The sequence below is a fragment of the Psychrobacter sp. ENNN9_III genome, from assembly GCF_001462175.1.
Classification (GTDB): Bacteria; Pseudomonadota; Gammaproteobacteria; order Pseudomonadales; family Moraxellaceae; genus Psychrobacter.
Window position 1 is genome coordinate 1 of record NZ_LNUO01000042.1, and the last position, 18,300, is coordinate 18,300.

Sequence of the window (18,300 nt, forward strand, 5' to 3'; positions counted from 1 at the left end):
GTCAGAATTACGTATACGAAAATCATCGGTGCCATGACGACTTATCATCAATTGGGAGATGGCGGACTCAGCAGCCGAAGAAGAGATATTATCGTCGATTAATGCCACAAAACTCTCAATGTAGGCACTACCTTTAATACGTGACATCATCGTCGTATACGGCATATACAGCGTTGGTGAGTCGACACTACGACTAAAGCCACTGTTATTGGGGGCAAGGACACCAATCACGCGTCCTGGTACACTGCCTATTAATAACACCTCACCAATAGGGTTGGCGATATCTGGAAAAAAGGTGTTTTTGGCATTGTCGTCAATAATAATATCTTGCGTACGTCGCAAGATACTTTGCTCGTCAAAATCTTGCCCCTGAATCAGCGACTCACCACTGACACTAAGATAGTCCTCTCCGACACCACTGACACTAGCGGCCTCTTGTACATTGCGATAGCGTACATTCATGTTGCTATCAAGCTGAGGGCTGACACTAATGACATAGGGCTGATCTGCAACAGCTTGAGCATCTTGCGGGGTCAAATTATCATCATTGTACTGACGTCGTGGGTCGCCATAGGGGTAGCCATCACTTACGGTAATGGTATTGGTACCAAGGGAGCTGATGTTGGTTAAAATCTGCGCTTGTGAGCCTTTACCGAGTCCAACCACGGATACCACTGAGGCGATACCGATAATAATCCCAAGCATCGTAAGCAAAGTGCGCATTTTGTGCGCGCGCATCGCTAGTAACGACATCTTAAAGGCTTCAAATAAGCGATCAATAAAGCTACTAAAAGCGCTTTTGCGATGATTGTCTAAGATCGATTCGGGCCGCGCCTGTACTTGTTGATAATTGTCATTCTTATAGTCAGCGATGACGTAGCCGTCTTTGAGTTCAATGACGCGTTCGGCTTGTGCGGCAAGATTGGGGTCATGGGTAACCATAATGATGGTATGCCCTTGAGCATTTAAATCATGCAAAATCTGCATGACATCTTCGCCCGACTTACTATCTAGCGCGCCAGTTGGCTCATCTGCTAAGATGATATCACCGCCGTTCATGAGGGCGCGCGCGATAGATACACGTTGCTGTTGACCACCAGATAGCTGGTTTGGACGGTTATTTACTTTTTCTGCTAAGCCCAAATCCGCTAATAGCTTCTCGGCTCGTTCACTACGTGCCTGTCCATCCATACCGGCGTATACCGCAGGTACAGAGACATTGTCTCGTGCGCTAATGTCGCCAAGCAAATGATAGCGTTGAAAAATAAAACCGAAATGCTCGCGGCGTAGCTTGGCCAATTCATCAGCGTCCAAGCGATTGACAGATTGTCCATATATCTTGTATTCGCCTGCCGTCGCTTGATCTAAGCAGCCTAAAATATTCATTAGAGTTGACTTACCAGAGCCTGACTGACCTATGATAGCGACCATCTCACCTTGATTGATGGTCAAGTCGATATCGTGTAGCACGCGAATGGTTTGCTCACCAGCTTTGAACTCTCTTATTAGCCCTTTGACCTGCATCAATGGGACGTCTGCTGCGGTTTTAAGATCAGAGGTTTTGTGACTCATTTGCGATGCTACCTATATGCATACTACTAAAAAATTGCTGACGTAAAACTCCTAAACACCAAGCAATCAAAACTAAAGCTCATCTTATAAATCTAATGGTTAGAACGGTCTACCACCTCTGCTGCTTTGGCCTTTGGTTGAGTCTGCTTCACCTAAAATCACTTCATCGCCTTTATTCAAGCCACTTAAAATCTGTACATCGACACGATTGTTGATGCCAGTTTTAACTCTCTGTTCAACCACTTCGCCGTCTGGTTTTAGCACGCGAACCTTACCCGTTTTTACGTTTGGATCATCGTTTGCAGTCGCTTTTTTGTCCGTTTTGCCAACAGGCTGTAGAGCAGCAGCAGGGATAAGCAGGGCGTCTGTTGCTTGATCGATAACGATATAAACCTGTGCTGTCATGTCAATGCGAAAGCGCCGGTCCGTGTTAGGCACTTCGATGTAACCCACATAATAAATCGCAGAATCCGTTGAGCTGGTGTCACTGATGTTCTCAGGTGCAGGCTCAATGGCCTTGAGTATAGAATCAAACTTTTGATCAGGATTGCCAATGATATTGAAATAGACTGGCATGCCAGCTTTAACATTGATTACATCAGCTTCAGAAATCTGCGCATTGATACGTACGGTCGATAAGTCCGCTAAGGTAACAATGGTCGGCGCTGTTTGATTGGCATTGACGGTAGTGCCTTGTTCAGTAGTAACAGAGACTATAGTCCCTGACATGGGCGCGCGAATAGTGGTATAGCTTAAGTCTTCCTCAGCAGTACTGACGTTGGTTTGGGATTTGCGTAGTGCTGCTTGCTGACTATTGATATTTGCTTCTGTGGTGGCGATAGCAGCCTTAGCCGTATCGATAGCTGCACGCGCATTGGCAACGGCAGCTTTTGCTGTCTCAACACTCGTCGCTTGGGTATCATACTCCTGCTGCGATATTGCATCGATGGCGACTAAGTCTTGCAGGCGAGCAAAATCAGACTGGGCTTGTTTTAGCTCAGATTGACGACTGGCAAGATCGGCGTAGGCGCTCTTTAGGCTGGCTTGTCGACTTAAATATTCTGCTTGTGCGCTTTGAATAGCGGCTTCACTTTGCTCAAGGCTTGCTTGCTCATTACTTAAGTTGTTTTTTTGCGTCACTTGATCAATCTGAGCAATAAGATCGCCTTCTTGTACTTCGTCGCCCACCTCAACATACAAACGTTTAACTTCACCGGACACCTGCGCACCGACATCAACCGTATTGAGTGCTTTAACTTTACCAGAAGCCATGACGTTGTTTTCAATATCGCCAATGTTAGCCGTTGCTGTCAGGTAGCTGGGTTTTTCTTCTTCTGGTTTTAAAAAGGTATAGGCTAAAGCTCCTAACGCTATAATAATCAAGGCGATAATGCCCCATTTGATAGCAGGCTTTTTGCTTATTTTGCGCATGGTAATGATCCAATCACAGTGAACTTAAGTGTATGTATAGTAGAGGCTTACAGAATAAAAAGGAATGGTAGATAGTTTAAGAAAGGTTAAGGAGAGTAGGAAGAACCAAAATCTGCCATTTAAGATCAGCTAATAAAGACAAGTTGTGGAGAATAGTAAAGATAGAAAGTTATCGAGTCGTAAACAAGCGTTGACCAGATAGCTCCAATGCCGCTTGTAATAAAAGCTCCCAAGCTGGCTGGCGAATAAGACCTTTAATCGCTCGGTCACAGCGATAAAGCAGGGCAGGCCATTCGGCAGTTTGCGCTTTTGACTGACGGCGACAAGCTTGCTGGTATAAGCCTTGCTTGCTCCGCCATATGCCAAGTGCTTGCGGGTCTTGTCCATCCATCAGTTGCATAATCTGACGCATGTCTTTACTAATCGCCCATAGCACTAAGGTCGTTGGCTCATCAGTCGTTTTCAGCTGAAACATTATTTTTACCACTTGCGCGCTATTACCTGCAAGCATCGCATCCGATAAATCAAACACGCTAAATTGGGCGTCGCTGACTAAGGCAGCTTGTAGATCTTTGATGTCTAAAGCGACATTGGTAGCAGGCTTAGAGATGTTGTTTTCTTTAGTCTTATCGCTATTTGCCATCAATTGCGGTGCGAACAGATAAGACAATCGCCATAATGTTTGATAGGCACTCAATAGATGGTGCTCGGTATGTGACATGAGTAGCTGCCACGCTTCTTTTGATAGCTTTAGGCCAAACTGCTGTGCTTGTATTTGTAGCAGCTGCTGACGTTGTTGTTCATTATATAAATTGCAATCAATAACGTGACCATATTGAGCAAACGGTGCAAACCATTTACTGCTCTGAGACCGCTTGTCTTGTTTGGATGTTAACCATAACAAACTATGACTATGCGCTCCTGTTTGTGCATCCTGAGCGAGGCGTTCTAGCTCAGCGATGACGGCTTTGTCCGGCTTATGGTTGCCCGTCACGATGAGCGCGCTGGCATCGTCGAATAAAGATTGGCTACCCAGCTCTGATAGCACCTCTTGCCAGCTTTTAACAGATATTAGTTCAATACGCTTAATCGCGTAGTTTTGTGCGCGCCAGTGTGGACGCATGGCATCGATAAACCATTGACTTAGTAACGGCTCATCACCATGTGCAAGCCACAAGCCAGCTACTGCAACGGTAGGTTGTAGTAGCTTTGGATAGGCCTGTATAAAGGTATCTTGCATAAGGATTGAATCATAACCTTTTAAGGTTGAGAAATTAGAGTGTAAAAGTAAGCAATGCGAGCCCTAGCTACGAAACTAGGGGTTAGGTGCAATAACGTTGGTGGTTGCTGAGTTTTTAATCATTTGAGCTGAATTATTAGTCCTACTGGGAGCAACTTTAGGTAAGGAGATGGCGACATATTGATCTGTAATCCGGCGTGCCAAGCTATCATAAAGCCAGTCGCGGATTTGGTCACCTTGCTGATCATCAGTGCTGACAGATGCCTCATTATACTGATAGCTACGTTCGACTTGAATAGGATTGGTTAAAGTCACAGACTTGCCATTTTCGACAGTTTGATAACTAACATCTGCTGTCAATACTAAGCGAATCTCTGTCAATACACCAACCAGCTCATAACGCTTAAAACGTATATTTTTTACTGTAATAGCAGCGATTGGTGCAGTATCAGCACTTTGATTGTTATTAGCCACGTCGGTCAGAGTCATGTTATCAATGACATCGACCCCCAAGGCTTCTAGGCGCCGCGTTAATGGTAGTTTTAACGGAAAGGAAGTACGATCATCTTCAATAATTATCGCTGTTTTGGCAACATCAAACAGCATCGGTGTATCATAACCACGTAATTGAAAGCCGCAGCCGCTAAGCGCTGTCGCGGCACCGAGTACTGTCATCATCGGCAAAGCAGCAAGTAACGCTGTCGCTAGTTTTTGCCCGTTTGCCTTTTTGGGTTGTGATTGTGCAGCTCGATGCTTATAAGACATAATCGCTATCCTTAAATTTTAAAAAGGCTTAGGGTCATCAAAATTTCTAAGCCTAAAAGATCTAACCTACCACCACGATATTGACCAATTTATTAGGGACAACGATTTCTTTTTTGATGTCCCCTGTCAAAAACTTGGCCACACCTTCAAGCGTACGCGCCTGTGCTTTTAGCTGCTCAGGATCGCTGTTGGGGGCGACATCCATTTTACCGCGCATCTTACCATTGACCTGTACCACCATCGTAATCGTATCCTGCACCAGAGCGCGCTCGTCAACGGCTGGGTAGTTTAACGTTACCGTGTCGAGTCCTAACTGCTCAATTAAGTGCTCACCAACGTGCGGGGCATAAACGGATAGCATAATCAGTAAGTCAATCAATGCTTCGTGCTGTACTTGCAAGTCTTGCTCACCGCTGGCATTAAAGCTTGATAGCTCATTGGCAAGCTCCATCAAACTCGATACTGGCGTGTTCAGCGCCAAACGGTCACCCAAATCACTATCAATCTTGACGATGGTTTCATGAGTCTTACGACGTAAGTTTTTCGCTTCTTTACTTAGACCATCCGTGTTTAAGGCTTCATTATTGAGCGTCTCAAGGTTTAAGTTGGCTGCTGCTAATGCTTGCATGTGTTCAGTTGCGATGCGCCAAACCTTTTTGACAAAATTATACGGACCTTTTAGCGCATCATCCGACCATTCAAGGGTTTGATCAGCAGGGGCAGTAAATAGCGTATATAGACGCACAGTATCAGCGCCATATTTATCAATAGTAATCTGTGGATCGACACCGTTGTTTTTTGACTTGGACATCTTTTCGATTTTACCAATTGTAACGGGCTGACCATCTGCTTTTAAAGTTGCTTTAATCGGTTGTCCACGTTCGTTGTAATCGATATCGACATCGTCTGAGAAATAATAAGTGGTACTGCCATCGCTATTGACTCTATTAAAAGTACCAGCAAGTACCATGCCTTGCGTCATCAAATTAGCAAACGGCTCGTTTCCTGATACTAAGTTTTCATCACGCATAAGCTTATGGAAGAAACGCGCATAAAGTAGGTGCATGACCGCGTGCTCGACACCGCCGATGTATTGATCGACAGGCAGCCATTTATTGGCCGCAGACTTGTTGACCATGTTTTGCGTGTCGTTTGGACTGGCAAAGCGCGCGTAGTACCAGCTCGACTCAACGAAGGTGTCAAAGGTATCGGTCTCGCGCTCAGCTGGATTGCCGCACTTTGGACAAGTAGTATTGACAAACTCTGGTATGTTTTTGAGCGGGTTGCCGCGGCCGTCTGGAACGACGTCAGTTGGCAGTACAACTGGCAAATCCTGCTCTTCAACAGGTACTGTGCCGCAGTGCTCACAGTTGACCATCGGGATAGGGCAGCCCCAGTAGCGCTGACGCGAGACGCCCCAATCACGCAGGCGGTACTGGATTTTTTTCTTCGCCAGCTCCTGCGGCTCAAGCTTTGCCAGCATTGCCTCAAACGCTTGATCAAAATCCATACCATCAAATTCGCCTGAATTGACCAAGCTATTGCGCTCAGTATAAGCAAGGTTTGGTTCAGTACCAGCTGTTTTGGCATCGGCGATGACGGACTCAGCATAACCGTCAGGAGACTGGATAACTTGTTTGATAGGCAAGTTGTATTTGGTCGCAAATTCATAATCGCGCTCATCGTGTGCAGGTACCGCCATTACCGCACCTGAGCCGTAGCTCATCAGTACATAGTTGGCAACCCAAACAGGTACTTTTTTACCTGTAAGTGGATGAAGCACAGTAAGGCCAGTATCCATACCGATCTTTTCGGCTTTGGCAAGATCTGCTTCGGCGACTGAGCCTTTTTTACATAACGCACAAAACTGAGCGATCGCCTCATCATGCTCAGACGCATACTGCGCTAATGGATGCTCAGCGGCAACCGCTACATAAGTGACGCCCAACAAGGTATCAGGGCGAGTGGTAAACACATCTAAAGTGTTGCTTTCGCCTGCAAGCTCATAAGGGAAGTGAACTTCCATACCAGCACTACGTCCAATCCAATTGCGCTGCATGGTCAGAACTTCAGACGGCCAATGACCCTCTAGCTGGTCTAAATCATCGAGCAGCTCATCGGCATAATCAGTGATATTAAAGTAATACATCGGGATGTCGCGCTTCTCAACGGGCGCGCCACTACGCCAGCCTTTGCCATCGATGACTTGCTCGTTGGCAAGGACGGTGTTGTCGACCGGATCCCAGTTGACCGTAGAGAGTTTTTTGTAGACCAAGCCTTTTTTATATAACTGTAAAAATAACCACTGTTCCCACTGATAATACTCAGGGCTACAAGTGGCAAACTCACGTGACCAGTCGATAGAGAGACCGAGCAATTTTAGCTGCGCGCGCATGTTGTCGATGTTGGCAAATGTCCAAGCAGCAGGTGGCGTTTGGTTGGCGATGGCGGCGTTTTCCGCTGGCAGGCCAAAGCCATCCCAGCCCATTGGCTGCATGACCTCGAAACCCTTTAGACGATAATAACGGCTTAACACATCAGAGATGGTATAGTTACGCACGTGTCCCATGTGCAGCTTGCCGCTTGGGTACGGGAACATCGACAGCATATAGCGACTGGGCTTGTCGCTTGGCTCATTGCCCACTTCATAGCGTTTGTCCGTTGCCCATTTGGCTTGTTGTGCCGCTTCGATCAGCTGCGGTTGATATTGGGTATGGTCTATAGAAGTATTATTGGTCTGATTGGTATTAGCAGTTTCTGCTGTCACGGCGTTGCTCATAGTCGGCTCGAAATTGATGATTACAGATAAATTGGGTAAAACAAAATAATGCCATAGCATAGCGTAATTTGGCGAAAATTGCGATGGTATGATGACGCGTTCGCGCGCTGTCACGACGACATGTTTGCAAGTTGAGGGAAGGCGTCATGGTAGCGACAGGAGGTTTTTGTTTAGGCCGTGTCCTCAATTCAATCGATAGCCATCTAAATGGGCTAAAAATGGCTAAATCTGGCCAAACGATGTCAAATAGCTGATTAATATCTCGATATTATCTGCGCTATTTTCCTTGTTTGACGGCGATTTATCTCATTTTTATCGCCATTTTTAAAATGAGGACACGCCCTAATAAACCAAAAATTAACCGGCTTCGGTATAATACAGCGACTAATGACTATGGATTGGGAGTTTTTATGAGCATCACTGTTTATGGCATCAAATCATGTAGCACCATGAAAAAAGCGTTTACCAAGCTTGATGAGCTAAATGTAAGCTATGAGTTTCATGACTATAAAAAGCAGGGTATTGATAAAGAGAGCGTAGAGCGCTGGGTAGATAAGCTGGGTATTGATAAAGTGCTAAACAAGCGCGGAACCACGTGGCGCAAACTATCTGACGAGCAGAAGCAAGCCGCTGATGACAGTATAGATAAAGCGATAGATTTGCTGGTAGAAAACACCAGCATGATTAAACGTCCAATTGTAGAAGGCAGTTACCAAGATAAGCTTTTCTTGCTGTGTGGTTATGATGAAGAAGCGTTCGACGCGACTTTTTCGTAAGAGAAGCTTTTAGGTAAACAAAGCTTTTAGATACTGGCAAAAAGCCCAAGCTTAGAGCCTAAGCTCGGGCTTTATAATACCTATGATAAACCAAATCAGACTGAAGCACCAAATAATGAGCACGTAAAGACGAATTTGCTCCGCTGTCCAATCAAGCGCAAACCATTCAATCATAAAGAACGACTTCCAGCCCTCTATCCAGCGCGCACCGCCGTAGCCAATAATCCACCAGCAGTAGAGGCTCTCTAACACAAAAAGCAGACACCATAACCACAAGGCCATGATTGGCTCCTAATGTCAGGTCATCGATGAATCTAAGTCACGACTGATCAGTGTACCGACACCTTCGTTGGTGAAAATCTCAAGCAAGGTGGCATGCGGTACACGGCCATCGACAATGACTGCGCTTTTTACGCCGCCACGCACCGCATCAAGCGCGCACCCTATTTTAGGAATCATACCGCCTGAAATCGTGCCGTCTGCGATCAAGCTATCAACGGTTTTTGGTGTCAGGCCAGTCACCACTTTGCCATCACGGCCCAAGACGCCCTTGATATTGGTTAAGAGCATGAGTTTTTCTGCCTGCAAAAACTCCGCCACTTTACCGGCGACCAAATCAGCATTGATGTTATAGGTGTTGCCTTCTTCATCGACACCAAGCGGTGCAATAACTGGGATGAAGTTGGAAGCAATAAGCATATTAATCACGTCTTTGTTGACGCTGACCACGTCACCGACGTAGCCTAAATCTACTGGCACGGCTATACCGTCTGCTCCAATCTTTTCTACCAAGAGTTTTTTGGCTTGGATGAGGTTGGCATCTTTACCGGTTAGGCCGATAGCACGGCCGCCATGTTTGTTAATGAGGCTAACAATAGATTTGTTGACATTGCCGCCGAGTACCATCTCGACGATATCCATAGTGCCTTTATCGGTCACACGCATCCCATCGATACGATCAGACTGACGACCAAGCTCCTTTAATAAATTATCGACTTGAGGCCCGCCGCCATGGACGACTACTGGATGTAGGCCGACCGTCTTTAGAAGGACAATATCACGGGCAAATGAGCTTTCAAGCGCTGGGTCAGTCATCGCGTTACCGCCGTATTTAACCACAATCAGCTTGCCGACAAAGCGCTGAATATAAGGCAGTGCAGTGGTTAGTACCTCAGCGGTGTTCTTAGCATCATCTAAATTAAGCGACATTGGGCTCTCCTAAAATACGCTAATAAAGTGCACGTTGTTTATGCACTTTTAGCTCATTATTGTGCCATTAGTGGCAAAAGTATTGTATTAAATGCTATTACTTAAATAGTATTTCTTAAAAATTGAGAGGTCGTGGCTATTGTGTCTATTCGGCAGATATAGCAGCAATTTGCTCGGCCAACTGCGTATCAAAAGCTTGACATAAGGCGATAAAACGCGTTTGCACCTCTGTCATAGCAGCCAAACTATCTCCTGCAAAACGTACCGTGAGGCTATGACTGGTATTTGACTGACGCAATACGCCAAAACCATGAGCAAAATCTAAACGTACGCCGTCAATACAAGACAGACGCGTACCTTTTGGCAACAGCCGCTTAGCCTGAGCTGGTGTTATTTGTTGCACGCTATCAAAACAATGACATGTTGGCAACGCGACGTCATGAGTATCTTCGACCAAATGCTGTAGATAACGACAGAGAACCGTCAAATGATGCACAATTGAACACGTAGTAGTAGCACTCTCAGGCAACGGCAGGTAGTTGTCAGCGGTACTGACAAGCGTAGGTAGATACCATGTAATATCAGTCAGTCGATACGGTAGAGTCGCTCTTCTACGTGCGCCCCACGCATCGTAAGCTGGCGGTAGCGTATGAGTATTGAAATTAGTATCGATACCTAACAGTGCGGTAATATCGGACTTGATAACGGTTGATGCCAGCCAATGTAGCAAGCGCAGTCCAGCATACATAGCATCATCATAGACAATAAAATAGTCATCGTTAAAGATAAAGTGTCCTGATAACTCACCAGCAAAAATAGCACGATTATCATGTGATTGAAGCTGTTGGCGCAGTAAACTACTACCCGTCTTACTCATGACTGGTACTGCATCAAGCTTTTTGAGTAAGCGTGCCAAATGATGAGAGCACTTTACATCAAATAAAACCTGCGGTGTATTGGGCTTTTTATTGTATATAGGACGCTCTACAATGGCGACTCGCGCTAGCAAATACAATAGATGATCAGGGGTCACGACCTTACCGCTGTTATCGACGATCATCAGTCTATCACCATCACCATCAAAAGCCAGACCCATATCTGCTTCATTAATAATAACGGTTTGCTGCAGTTCTGCCAGACGGTTAGGCTCAGTGGGGTCTGGATTACCTCTCGGAAAGTTACCGTCCGGAATATCATTTAGCACAATGACTTGCTGACAAAAGCGTTCAAATAAGGGCTGTGCAATCCTACTGGTCGCTCCATTTAGACAATCAATAACAATTTTTAAATCAAGTTTACTGGTAGCACTAGAGCGGTCAGGGGAGTAGTTTTGCGTCTCGATACGAGTAAATACTTGCGCGATAGCATCGATGTAAGTAGACACAACGGTATCGGCAGGTAGGCTGACAAGATCAGTTGCCTTTATGCTCGCATGACGATTATTTAAAAGGTTGACTTGAGATTTATTATCTCGCTGATGGCTTGGGTTAGATAATGTTTTGAGCTTAGGTATAGAATCATTCGTAAGGCTTTTATAAACAGCTTGAATATCAGCATCACTAGGAGACCCATTATTAACCAACCATTTTATCCCTAAAGTATTCTTTTCAGAATGGCTGGCTGTAACTATAATACCGTGCCCTGTATATTGCTGCGCCCAAAACGCCATCATTGGCGTTGTAATAAGTCCTAGCTGGATAACCGTCAACCCGTGCTGACTCAGACGACTGGCAAGCAGATGCGCTATGGTATCGCTATCACAGCGTACATCATAGCCAATGACCACCACATTACCTGATGGCACAAAGCGATAATTTTGAGAAACAGAGCAAGCTAAAGAATTTTCTTTAACGTGCTTGTTTTTTTAGATCAGGCATTTTTTAAATTGTGTTTTTTTTATGCCATGTTTTTTTGGATGAATGTTTTTCAGCGGATGACTTTTTATTGAGTGACTGGCTTGTGCTTTATATAGCTGTGCAAAAACTTCACCCAACGCCGCGATGAATTCAGTAGTAAAATACTGACGTGCCCCGCGAATATCATAAGCACGAAATAGAGGGAGTTGGGCGGCAAAAGTCGGCATGACTACAAACTCCTCGTATCCCTATTGATGGTAAATGGCGCACTTACTTACTAAGTCCACCGCGGTTATATATATGTTACTCTGATATATATTTTAACTCAGTTGTTTTAAATTTAATGACGGCCTGAATGTCCAAAGCCACCTGCACCGCGAAGACTTTTATCATTAAAATCTGCAACCACTTCAAATTCTGGACGAGCAACTGGTACCACAATGTACTGTGCCATACGCTCAGCAGGATTGAGTACAAAGTCGTCACTACTACGATTCCAAACACTGACCATCAGCTCCCCTTGATAGTCGGCATCAATAAGTCCGACTAAGTTGCCCAGTACAATGCCATGCTTATGACCAAGTCCTGAACGCGGTAATATCATTCCGGCATAATTGGGATCTTGTATATAGACGGCCAAGCCTGTACCCACCAGATGAGTCGCTCCTGCCTTGATGGTCAAAGGCTCATCAATACAGGCACGTAAATCGATACCTGCTGATCCATCTGTTGCACGAGTCGGCATAGGAAAATCAGGATGGGTACCAATTTTTGAATTAAGAATTTTGACTTGTACAGCTTGCATAACACACTCACTTAAGTTTTTATAATACTATTTTTTTTATCAAACCAATATTTATAATCACTTATAAACAGGTAGCGATTATAGATAACAACTACTCTTTGACACGTTGTAGTTTTGGACTCAAAGTTTTGCTCATACCTTGCAAAAGGTAACCGCTATAACAGCAATACGCTTGCCAATCCTAAAAACGACATAAAGCCGACGATATCGGTCACTGTGGTCAAAATAACTGAAGCAGATAGAGCAGGATCAATGTTCATGCGCTTAAGCATCAATGGAATACTAATACCAGATACATTGGCAGCGGTCATGTTAATGGCGATAGCAAAGCCAATTACTGCACTAATCTTACCATCATGAAACCACATTTGTGCAATAATCGCCATGATAAACGCCCAAATAAGACCGTTAATTGCGCCAACCCATAACTCTTTATTAAAAAGCCACCAACGGTTAGAGCCACCGATTTGGCCCATAGCCATACCTCGAATCACAACAGTCAGCGTCTGTGAACCTGCGATACCGCCCATACTAGCAACCACGGGCATTAATATCGCTAGTGCTACTACTTTTGCCAGCACCGCCTCAAACTGACCAATGACGACAGCAGCCAATAGTGCAGTACATAAGTTGATACCCAGCCAGACACTACGGCTTTTAGCACTGGTCAAGATAGGCGCAAATAACTCCTCATCTTGACTAACACCCGCCAAGTTTTTCATTGTGCTATCGACATCATCTTGGATAATTTCCATGATGTCTTCGCCATTTAATTGACCGACCAGCTCTCCATGACTGTTAATAACGGGCGCAAAACGAATGTCTTCTGAACGAAAAATTGCGGCAGCATCTTGGATGTCTAACCGGTCATTGATAGTAATGGCATTGTCAGTAAAGCTTGAGACCAGTGAGCTCTGTTTGTGTTTGATTAAATCAACCAAACTTAACAGTCCCAACAGCTGCTGGCTTTGATCAACGACCAACAGCTCTTGGCTTTGGTCATCTAGTAGCTCATCGTTTTCTCGTAGCCATTCTTGTACATGTGCCAAGCTCACATCATCTTGAACCTGAATGATATCAGGGTCCATATAACTGCCAACTTCCCAATCTGCATAGGTATCAAGCTTGTTGACTTGAATGCGAGTGTCTTCGTCTAACGTTGCCATTACCGAAGTACGCACAGTGTCGGTAACTGTTTCTAAGATTTCTGAGATGTCTTGGGCGTCAAGATCTTGGGTAAATAAAGAAATCTCTTTTGAGGAGATATTCTCCATCAGCGGTTGACGCGTATCAACTTCTAACTCGGCAAGCACTTCGCCTTTGAGGTACTCTGGAACCTGCGCCCAAATAACCTGCCGATCTTGATTGGGGAAAGATTCTAGTAAGTTGGCAATTTCATATTCAGACTGCTGGGCTAAAAAATCAGTGATCGCTGCATACGCATTATCAGCCACCAATCCCTGCAAATAGAGCAGCTTATGTTCAGCGTTGTACTCTAACAGATTATATTCTGACTGCGGTTTGGATGATTGTTCTGAGCTTGGCGTAGGGGCAGGCATAGGCATTCCAAAAATAAACGATAAAAAAATAAAAACAATCAATCAAAAATTAATATAGACGATTCTAAAAAAACAGATACATTATATGTCAACGCGGAACTGGTATAAATTTTTCTGGCGTGCTGTGCCTGCGCCGCTCGATACTGCGTAAACGAGCTTAAACGGCTATATTTTAACGCTTTAACGGATATGTCGTAATGCCTGCATTTGTGTCATCTACCTTAGTAAACCCTTGCGCTGTCGGTTTTGACTTTTGATCGCGCTTAGGTACAAGCGGGTTCAATGGCATCAACTCATAATCAGCATCAACCTTACCATCCCAGCCCTCAGTACCGCTAAGAGGTAGCTGTTTGATCGTTCCATTCTTATCGATGACCAACTGTAGTACGCGCATTTGATTGTATTTACGCTCAGTGACACTAGCGACCGCTCCGCCATCACGCAAAATAGTCGGTTGTAAAAATATAATTAAGTTACTCTTTTGAGTGCTATCACTATCAGAGCGAAATAATCGTCCGATAATAGGTACATTACCTAGACCCGGGACTTTTTGTTGATTGCTGGTCGTGTTGTCACGCATCAAACCACCAAGCGCGATGGTCTGTTGATCATCCGCTAGAATAGTAGTATTGATTAAGCTTTTATTGGTAATCAATCCACTAGCGTTACCAACACTACTAGGTACGACCGAGGAGACCTCTTGCGAGACCTCCAAACGTACCGTGCCGTTGTCACCAATGTGTGGAATAACATTGAGATTGATACCGATGTCTTGACGATCAATAGTTTGGAATGGATTTTCAGATGAGTTGCCACTAGTGGTATAAGATCCCGTTACAAATGGTACGTTTTGGCCCACCAAAATGCTGGCCTTCTCATTGTCCAAAGTCAAAATAGAGGGCATAGATAACAAGTTCGCGCTAGTAGAGGAATCTAACGCTTGCAAGATAGCGCCATAAAACTGTGTATTACCATTACTGTCTGTACTACTATCCCCAATACCAAGTAACGCGCCGGCAATAGAGCCTGCCGCAGAGCTAATGCCTGATGCGCCTCCAGACAATACTGCGCCTGCTAATGATGCAGCGCTGGCACCAACGTTATTGAAATTCACTACTCCATAGCCACTGTTTGCATTGCCAAGTGCCCATTGTACACCGAGTTGGGCGGCATCATCGCCTGAGACCTCAACGATAGCAGCTTGAATAAGTACTTGCGCACGGCGATTATCCAACTGATTAACAGCTGATTCAATCTCAAACATAAGCTCGGGATCTGCATTGACAATAACTGAGTTTTGCGTTTCATCAGCGATAATGCTAAATTGCCGACCACCGTTGCTCGCGCCTGCCCCGCCTGAGCTGCTCGCAGAATCTGAGGTCAAGTTATTACTGCCAGTGGAGCCATTATTATTGAGTGTATCGTTGGTATTACTCCCCAATGCACTACCTGTACTGCTGGCACTATTTAGTGAAGCTGACTCTAAAGTCGATGTCGCTCCCGTACTATTAATAGACTGGTTGGCAAGTAAGCCGCGTAACATCTCGGCGATATGACCAGCACTTGCATATTTTAAGCGAAAGACTCGCAAGCCGCTTAAGCGACGCGAAGGCGTTGTATCAAGCTGATTGACCATTTCTTGCACTTTAGCAATCATTTCAGGACTGCCCTTAACCAGCAGTCTATCACTAGAAGTATCAGCGATCACTTTGAGCTGATTGCCGCCTCCTTGTGCCTGACCTCCTGTATTTAAAACTAAAGCACTGATAAGATCCATCATACGCTCAGCGTCTACATGGCGCAGTGGTATGACTTGCAAACTATCATTTACATTGTTATCCAAATCGCGAATTAGGGTAGTTAATTGATTTAAGCTGTCAGCGCGATCTGACAATACCAGCGCATTGACTCCAGGCACAGCAGCAGCATGGGCAGATTGCGGCATTAGCGGCCGAATAACGCCCAGTACTTCTGCTGCTTGTGTATTGGTCAAATAAATAACGCGAGTTGCCAAGGCTTCACCCACACTATCCCCTCGCAGATCGACTTCGACACCCGACTGCTTTGCGACGTTATCAGGAACGAGCTTAATCGTCGTTCCTGAATCGATCGCTGCAATGCCATTGACCTGCATGACACTCAAAAACAGCTGATAAATCTCATCACGAGACAAGGCTTTATTAGATATTACGGTGACATTGCCATTGATGCGCGGATCAAGGACAAAGTTTTGATCGGTAATCGTTGCCACTTCGTTAATAAAGGCTTTAATGTCTGCATCTTGCAGGTTTACCTTCCAGCTTTCGGCACTGGCAAACCCAAACGTTGCAGCCCATAACGGCAGTGCTAAACACAATGGCCGACATATATACAGCAGACGCTGCAATGAATGGCGTAGAGGCGTTACTGAAAATTTATAAAAACTTATCATGGTTATAATTACCCATTGTGATATCACTCAGTGTAAACTGAAACGTTGCTAAGATAGCGCTAACAATATTGTTATATGGTCAAGATAGTAGTGGTTTGATCAAACAGCGTTATTTAAACACAATTAGATCTTTTAGAACTGCTGACGAATCGTAATCACTTGCTCTCCACGTTTTACTTCAATCTGAGCTTCACCTGATTGCTGTACTTGCTTCAACAAACCAGCGTCTTGTGTAGGATCGCTACCGATGTTTTGGCCATTTACCTTAAGTACTCGATCGCCCGGCTCGAGCCCCAGTCGATTGCGTATTCCGGCTGGCATTGCAGCGGTGACTTGATAACCTTCACCAGCAGCCATAACTCCCATACGACTCAAATAACTGGCTGGACTGTCTTGTAATGCAGTGACAGCTTCATCAATGGTAGAGCTTGAGTTGCCTGTTCCATTGTTATTATTCGTAGAGTCACTGTCTGTAGAGTCGATGTCAGAGCCATCATTGGAGCTAGTAGCCGCATTGACAACATTGTCATTAGACATGGCATTAGGTAATGGCATTGGTTGCAAATCATCAACTGGTTCATTACTTGGCAAGCGCTGATTGCTCACATTCCCTGCTGCCATATCGCTTTGATCAAGTGGCATAGAGTCCGCCATGCTAATGACTGTCTCCCTACCACTAGCATCAGCGATAACGACAGCGTTCCAATCGACAGCAACCAGCACGTAGCCACTATCTTGTAAGCTCTCATTGATACGGTAGTTTTTGACTTCACCCTCTACATCTAACAATGCTGATGACAGACTCTCTGGTATCGCCAATAGCACCCCTTTTAAATTTACATTAGGTGGCGGCTTTGGAGCTGCAGTTACCGGTTCGGGATCGGCGAATATCGCAAACAAACTACTGGTGTCCGCATTAGATGCGGGATTACTCTGCAATGTCTGCATTTGCAGTGCAGGTGCTGTCGGCGGCGCTAGTATAAGCCACAATAAACGTGCGATTGTCCAAGCCAACCAGCCAGTCGCTAATAATAACAACCATACTGAGAACCTATTTAGGTTGTCTATCACTGGTTTTAGGCGTGCTGGAATACTCGTCATTTAACGCGCCCCTAAGCCTGTCAGCAGTGGTTGGCGAACACTTACTACCGGTGTGTCTTTCGGTGCTTGACCTTGATATTCGGGCATATTTTCTAACAATCGCTGCGTTAAGCTGACATCTAGCATGTTATCACCATCAAGATATAAATCACCCAAACGCTTATCTTGTTTGTCTAATAAATTGATATGCAGCAAGTTTTTATCGTTTTTTTGTTCTGTATTTAACTCAGCACGGGTCGCTGGCATCGTGATATAAAACACTTTGCCCCCACTTGGATAACCAACTTCACCGCCCACCCATGTGAGCTGACCATCTGCTGTCGTAAAGCCAGTCACTTTTGAGCCTGATTGGCGTTGCAATGAGACGGCATTTACTTGAACAGGTGTATTTGGCAGTTGCCAATCAACCACACTAGATAGCGTGTCAGAAGCGATTTTACCGCTCATATCATCAACCTGCCAAGAATTTCGTCCTATATTGACTTGCCCATCAAGACGGGTTTGCCCGGTAGTAATTTTGACATTAGCGCCTATCTTACCCAATAACAATTGCCATGGCTGCCAAGACCATTCGGCCGATCCCGTCAATGGAACAGTCGCTACTGGTAACTGCCAGATTGCTGAACCTTGCCACAGATTACCTGAGACATGTTGTATATAGATCGAGTCAGGTGCGTACTTCTCAACGACCCAAGATGCTGGCATTTGCAATAACGCAAACAGAGCAAAAAAAACAAATCCAACCAGCCACCACAGCTTACGGGGACGCTTATGAG

Annotated in this window: 15 protein-coding genes; 1 reads left to right on the forward strand and 14 read right to left on the reverse strand. The window is 45.0% G+C overall.

Annotated features, from left to right (window positions below):
- The 5 genes from PENNN9_RS03320 to leuS all read right to left on the reverse strand — a co-directional run.
- The coding region (locus PENNN9_RS03320; protein WP_058368323.1) for an ABC transporter permease at positions 1–1,572 on the reverse strand (1,572 nt) is incomplete at its 3' end.
- A gap of 99 nt (positions 1,573–1,671) precedes the next feature.
- Positions 1,672–3,003 (reverse strand): efflux RND transporter periplasmic adaptor subunit, encoded by a 1,332-nt coding sequence (locus PENNN9_RS03325; RefSeq protein WP_058368324.1) that lies wholly within the window; start codon positions 3,001–3,003, stop codon positions 1,672–1,674.
- 169 nt (positions 3,004–3,172) lie between these two features.
- Positions 3,173–4,243 (reverse strand): DNA polymerase III subunit delta, encoded by a 1,071-nt coding sequence (gene holA / locus PENNN9_RS03330; RefSeq protein WP_058368325.1) that lies wholly within the window; start codon positions 4,241–4,243, stop codon positions 3,173–3,175.
- A gap of 75 nt (positions 4,244–4,318) precedes the next feature.
- Positions 4,319–5,008 (reverse strand): hypothetical protein, encoded by a 690-nt coding sequence (locus PENNN9_RS03335; protein ID WP_058368326.1) that lies wholly within the window; start codon positions 5,006–5,008, stop codon positions 4,319–4,321.
- A gap of 61 nt (positions 5,009–5,069) precedes the next feature.
- Positions 5,070–7,787: a leucine--tRNA ligase gene (gene leuS, locus PENNN9_RS03340; protein WP_227511706.1), complete on the reverse strand. Its 2,718-nt coding sequence runs from the start codon at positions 7,785–7,787 to the stop codon at positions 5,070–5,072.
- Between the two features lie 410 nt (positions 7,788–8,197).
- Between leuS and PENNN9_RS03345 the strand changes: the two genes are divergently transcribed.
- Positions 8,198–8,563: an arsenate reductase gene (locus tag PENNN9_RS03345; RefSeq protein WP_058368327.1), complete on the forward strand. Its 366-nt coding sequence runs from the start codon at positions 8,198–8,200 to the stop codon at positions 8,561–8,563.
- A 51-nt stretch (positions 8,564–8,614) separates the two neighbouring features.
- Here PENNN9_RS03345 and PENNN9_RS03350 read toward each other — a convergent pair whose 3' ends face one another.
- The 9 genes from PENNN9_RS03350 to gspN form a co-directional block, all read right to left on the reverse strand.
- Positions 8,615–8,845, reverse strand: coding sequence for a hypothetical protein (locus PENNN9_RS03350; RefSeq protein WP_058368328.1), 231 nt, complete (start codon positions 8,843–8,845; stop codon positions 8,615–8,617).
- Between the two features lie 15 nt (positions 8,846–8,860).
- Positions 8,861–9,772 carry an acetylglutamate kinase gene (gene argB, locus PENNN9_RS03355; RefSeq protein WP_058368329.1) on the reverse strand — a complete coding sequence of 304 codons (912 nt, stop codon included), beginning with the start codon at positions 9,770–9,772 and terminating at the stop codon, positions 8,861–8,863.
- A 145-nt stretch (positions 9,773–9,917) separates the two neighbouring features.
- Positions 9,918–11,576, reverse strand: a complete 1,659-nt coding sequence (locus PENNN9_RS03360) for a hypothetical protein (RefSeq protein WP_082637972.1) — start codon at positions 11,574–11,576, stop codon at positions 9,918–9,920.
- Positions 11,577–11,636: 60 nt separating this feature from the next.
- Positions 11,637–11,855, reverse strand: coding sequence for a hypothetical protein (locus PENNN9_RS12485; protein WP_082637973.1), 219 nt, complete (start codon positions 11,853–11,855; stop codon positions 11,637–11,639).
- A gap of 113 nt (positions 11,856–11,968) precedes the next feature.
- Positions 11,969–12,433: a dUTP diphosphatase gene (gene dut / locus PENNN9_RS03365; RefSeq protein WP_058368330.1), complete on the reverse strand. Its 465-nt coding sequence runs from the start codon at positions 12,431–12,433 to the stop codon at positions 11,969–11,971.
- Between the two features lie 155 nt (positions 12,434–12,588).
- Positions 12,589–13,992 (reverse strand): magnesium transporter, encoded by a 1,404-nt coding sequence (gene mgtE, locus PENNN9_RS03370; protein ID WP_058368331.1) that lies wholly within the window; start codon positions 13,990–13,992, stop codon positions 12,589–12,591.
- Between the two features lie 172 nt (positions 13,993–14,164).
- Positions 14,165–16,423 carry a type II secretion system secretin GspD gene (gene gspD / locus PENNN9_RS03375; protein ID WP_058368332.1) on the reverse strand — a complete coding sequence of 753 codons (2,259 nt, stop codon included), beginning with the start codon at positions 16,421–16,423 and terminating at the stop codon, positions 14,165–14,167.
- Between the two features lie 132 nt (positions 16,424–16,555).
- Positions 16,556–17,524, reverse strand: coding sequence for a type II secretion system protein N (locus tag PENNN9_RS03380; RefSeq protein WP_058368333.1), 969 nt, complete (start codon positions 17,522–17,524; stop codon positions 16,556–16,558).
- Positions 17,525–18,300 (reverse strand): type II secretion system protein N (gene gspN, locus PENNN9_RS03385; RefSeq protein WP_156410062.1); only part of this gene is annotated, 776 nt, incomplete at its 5' end.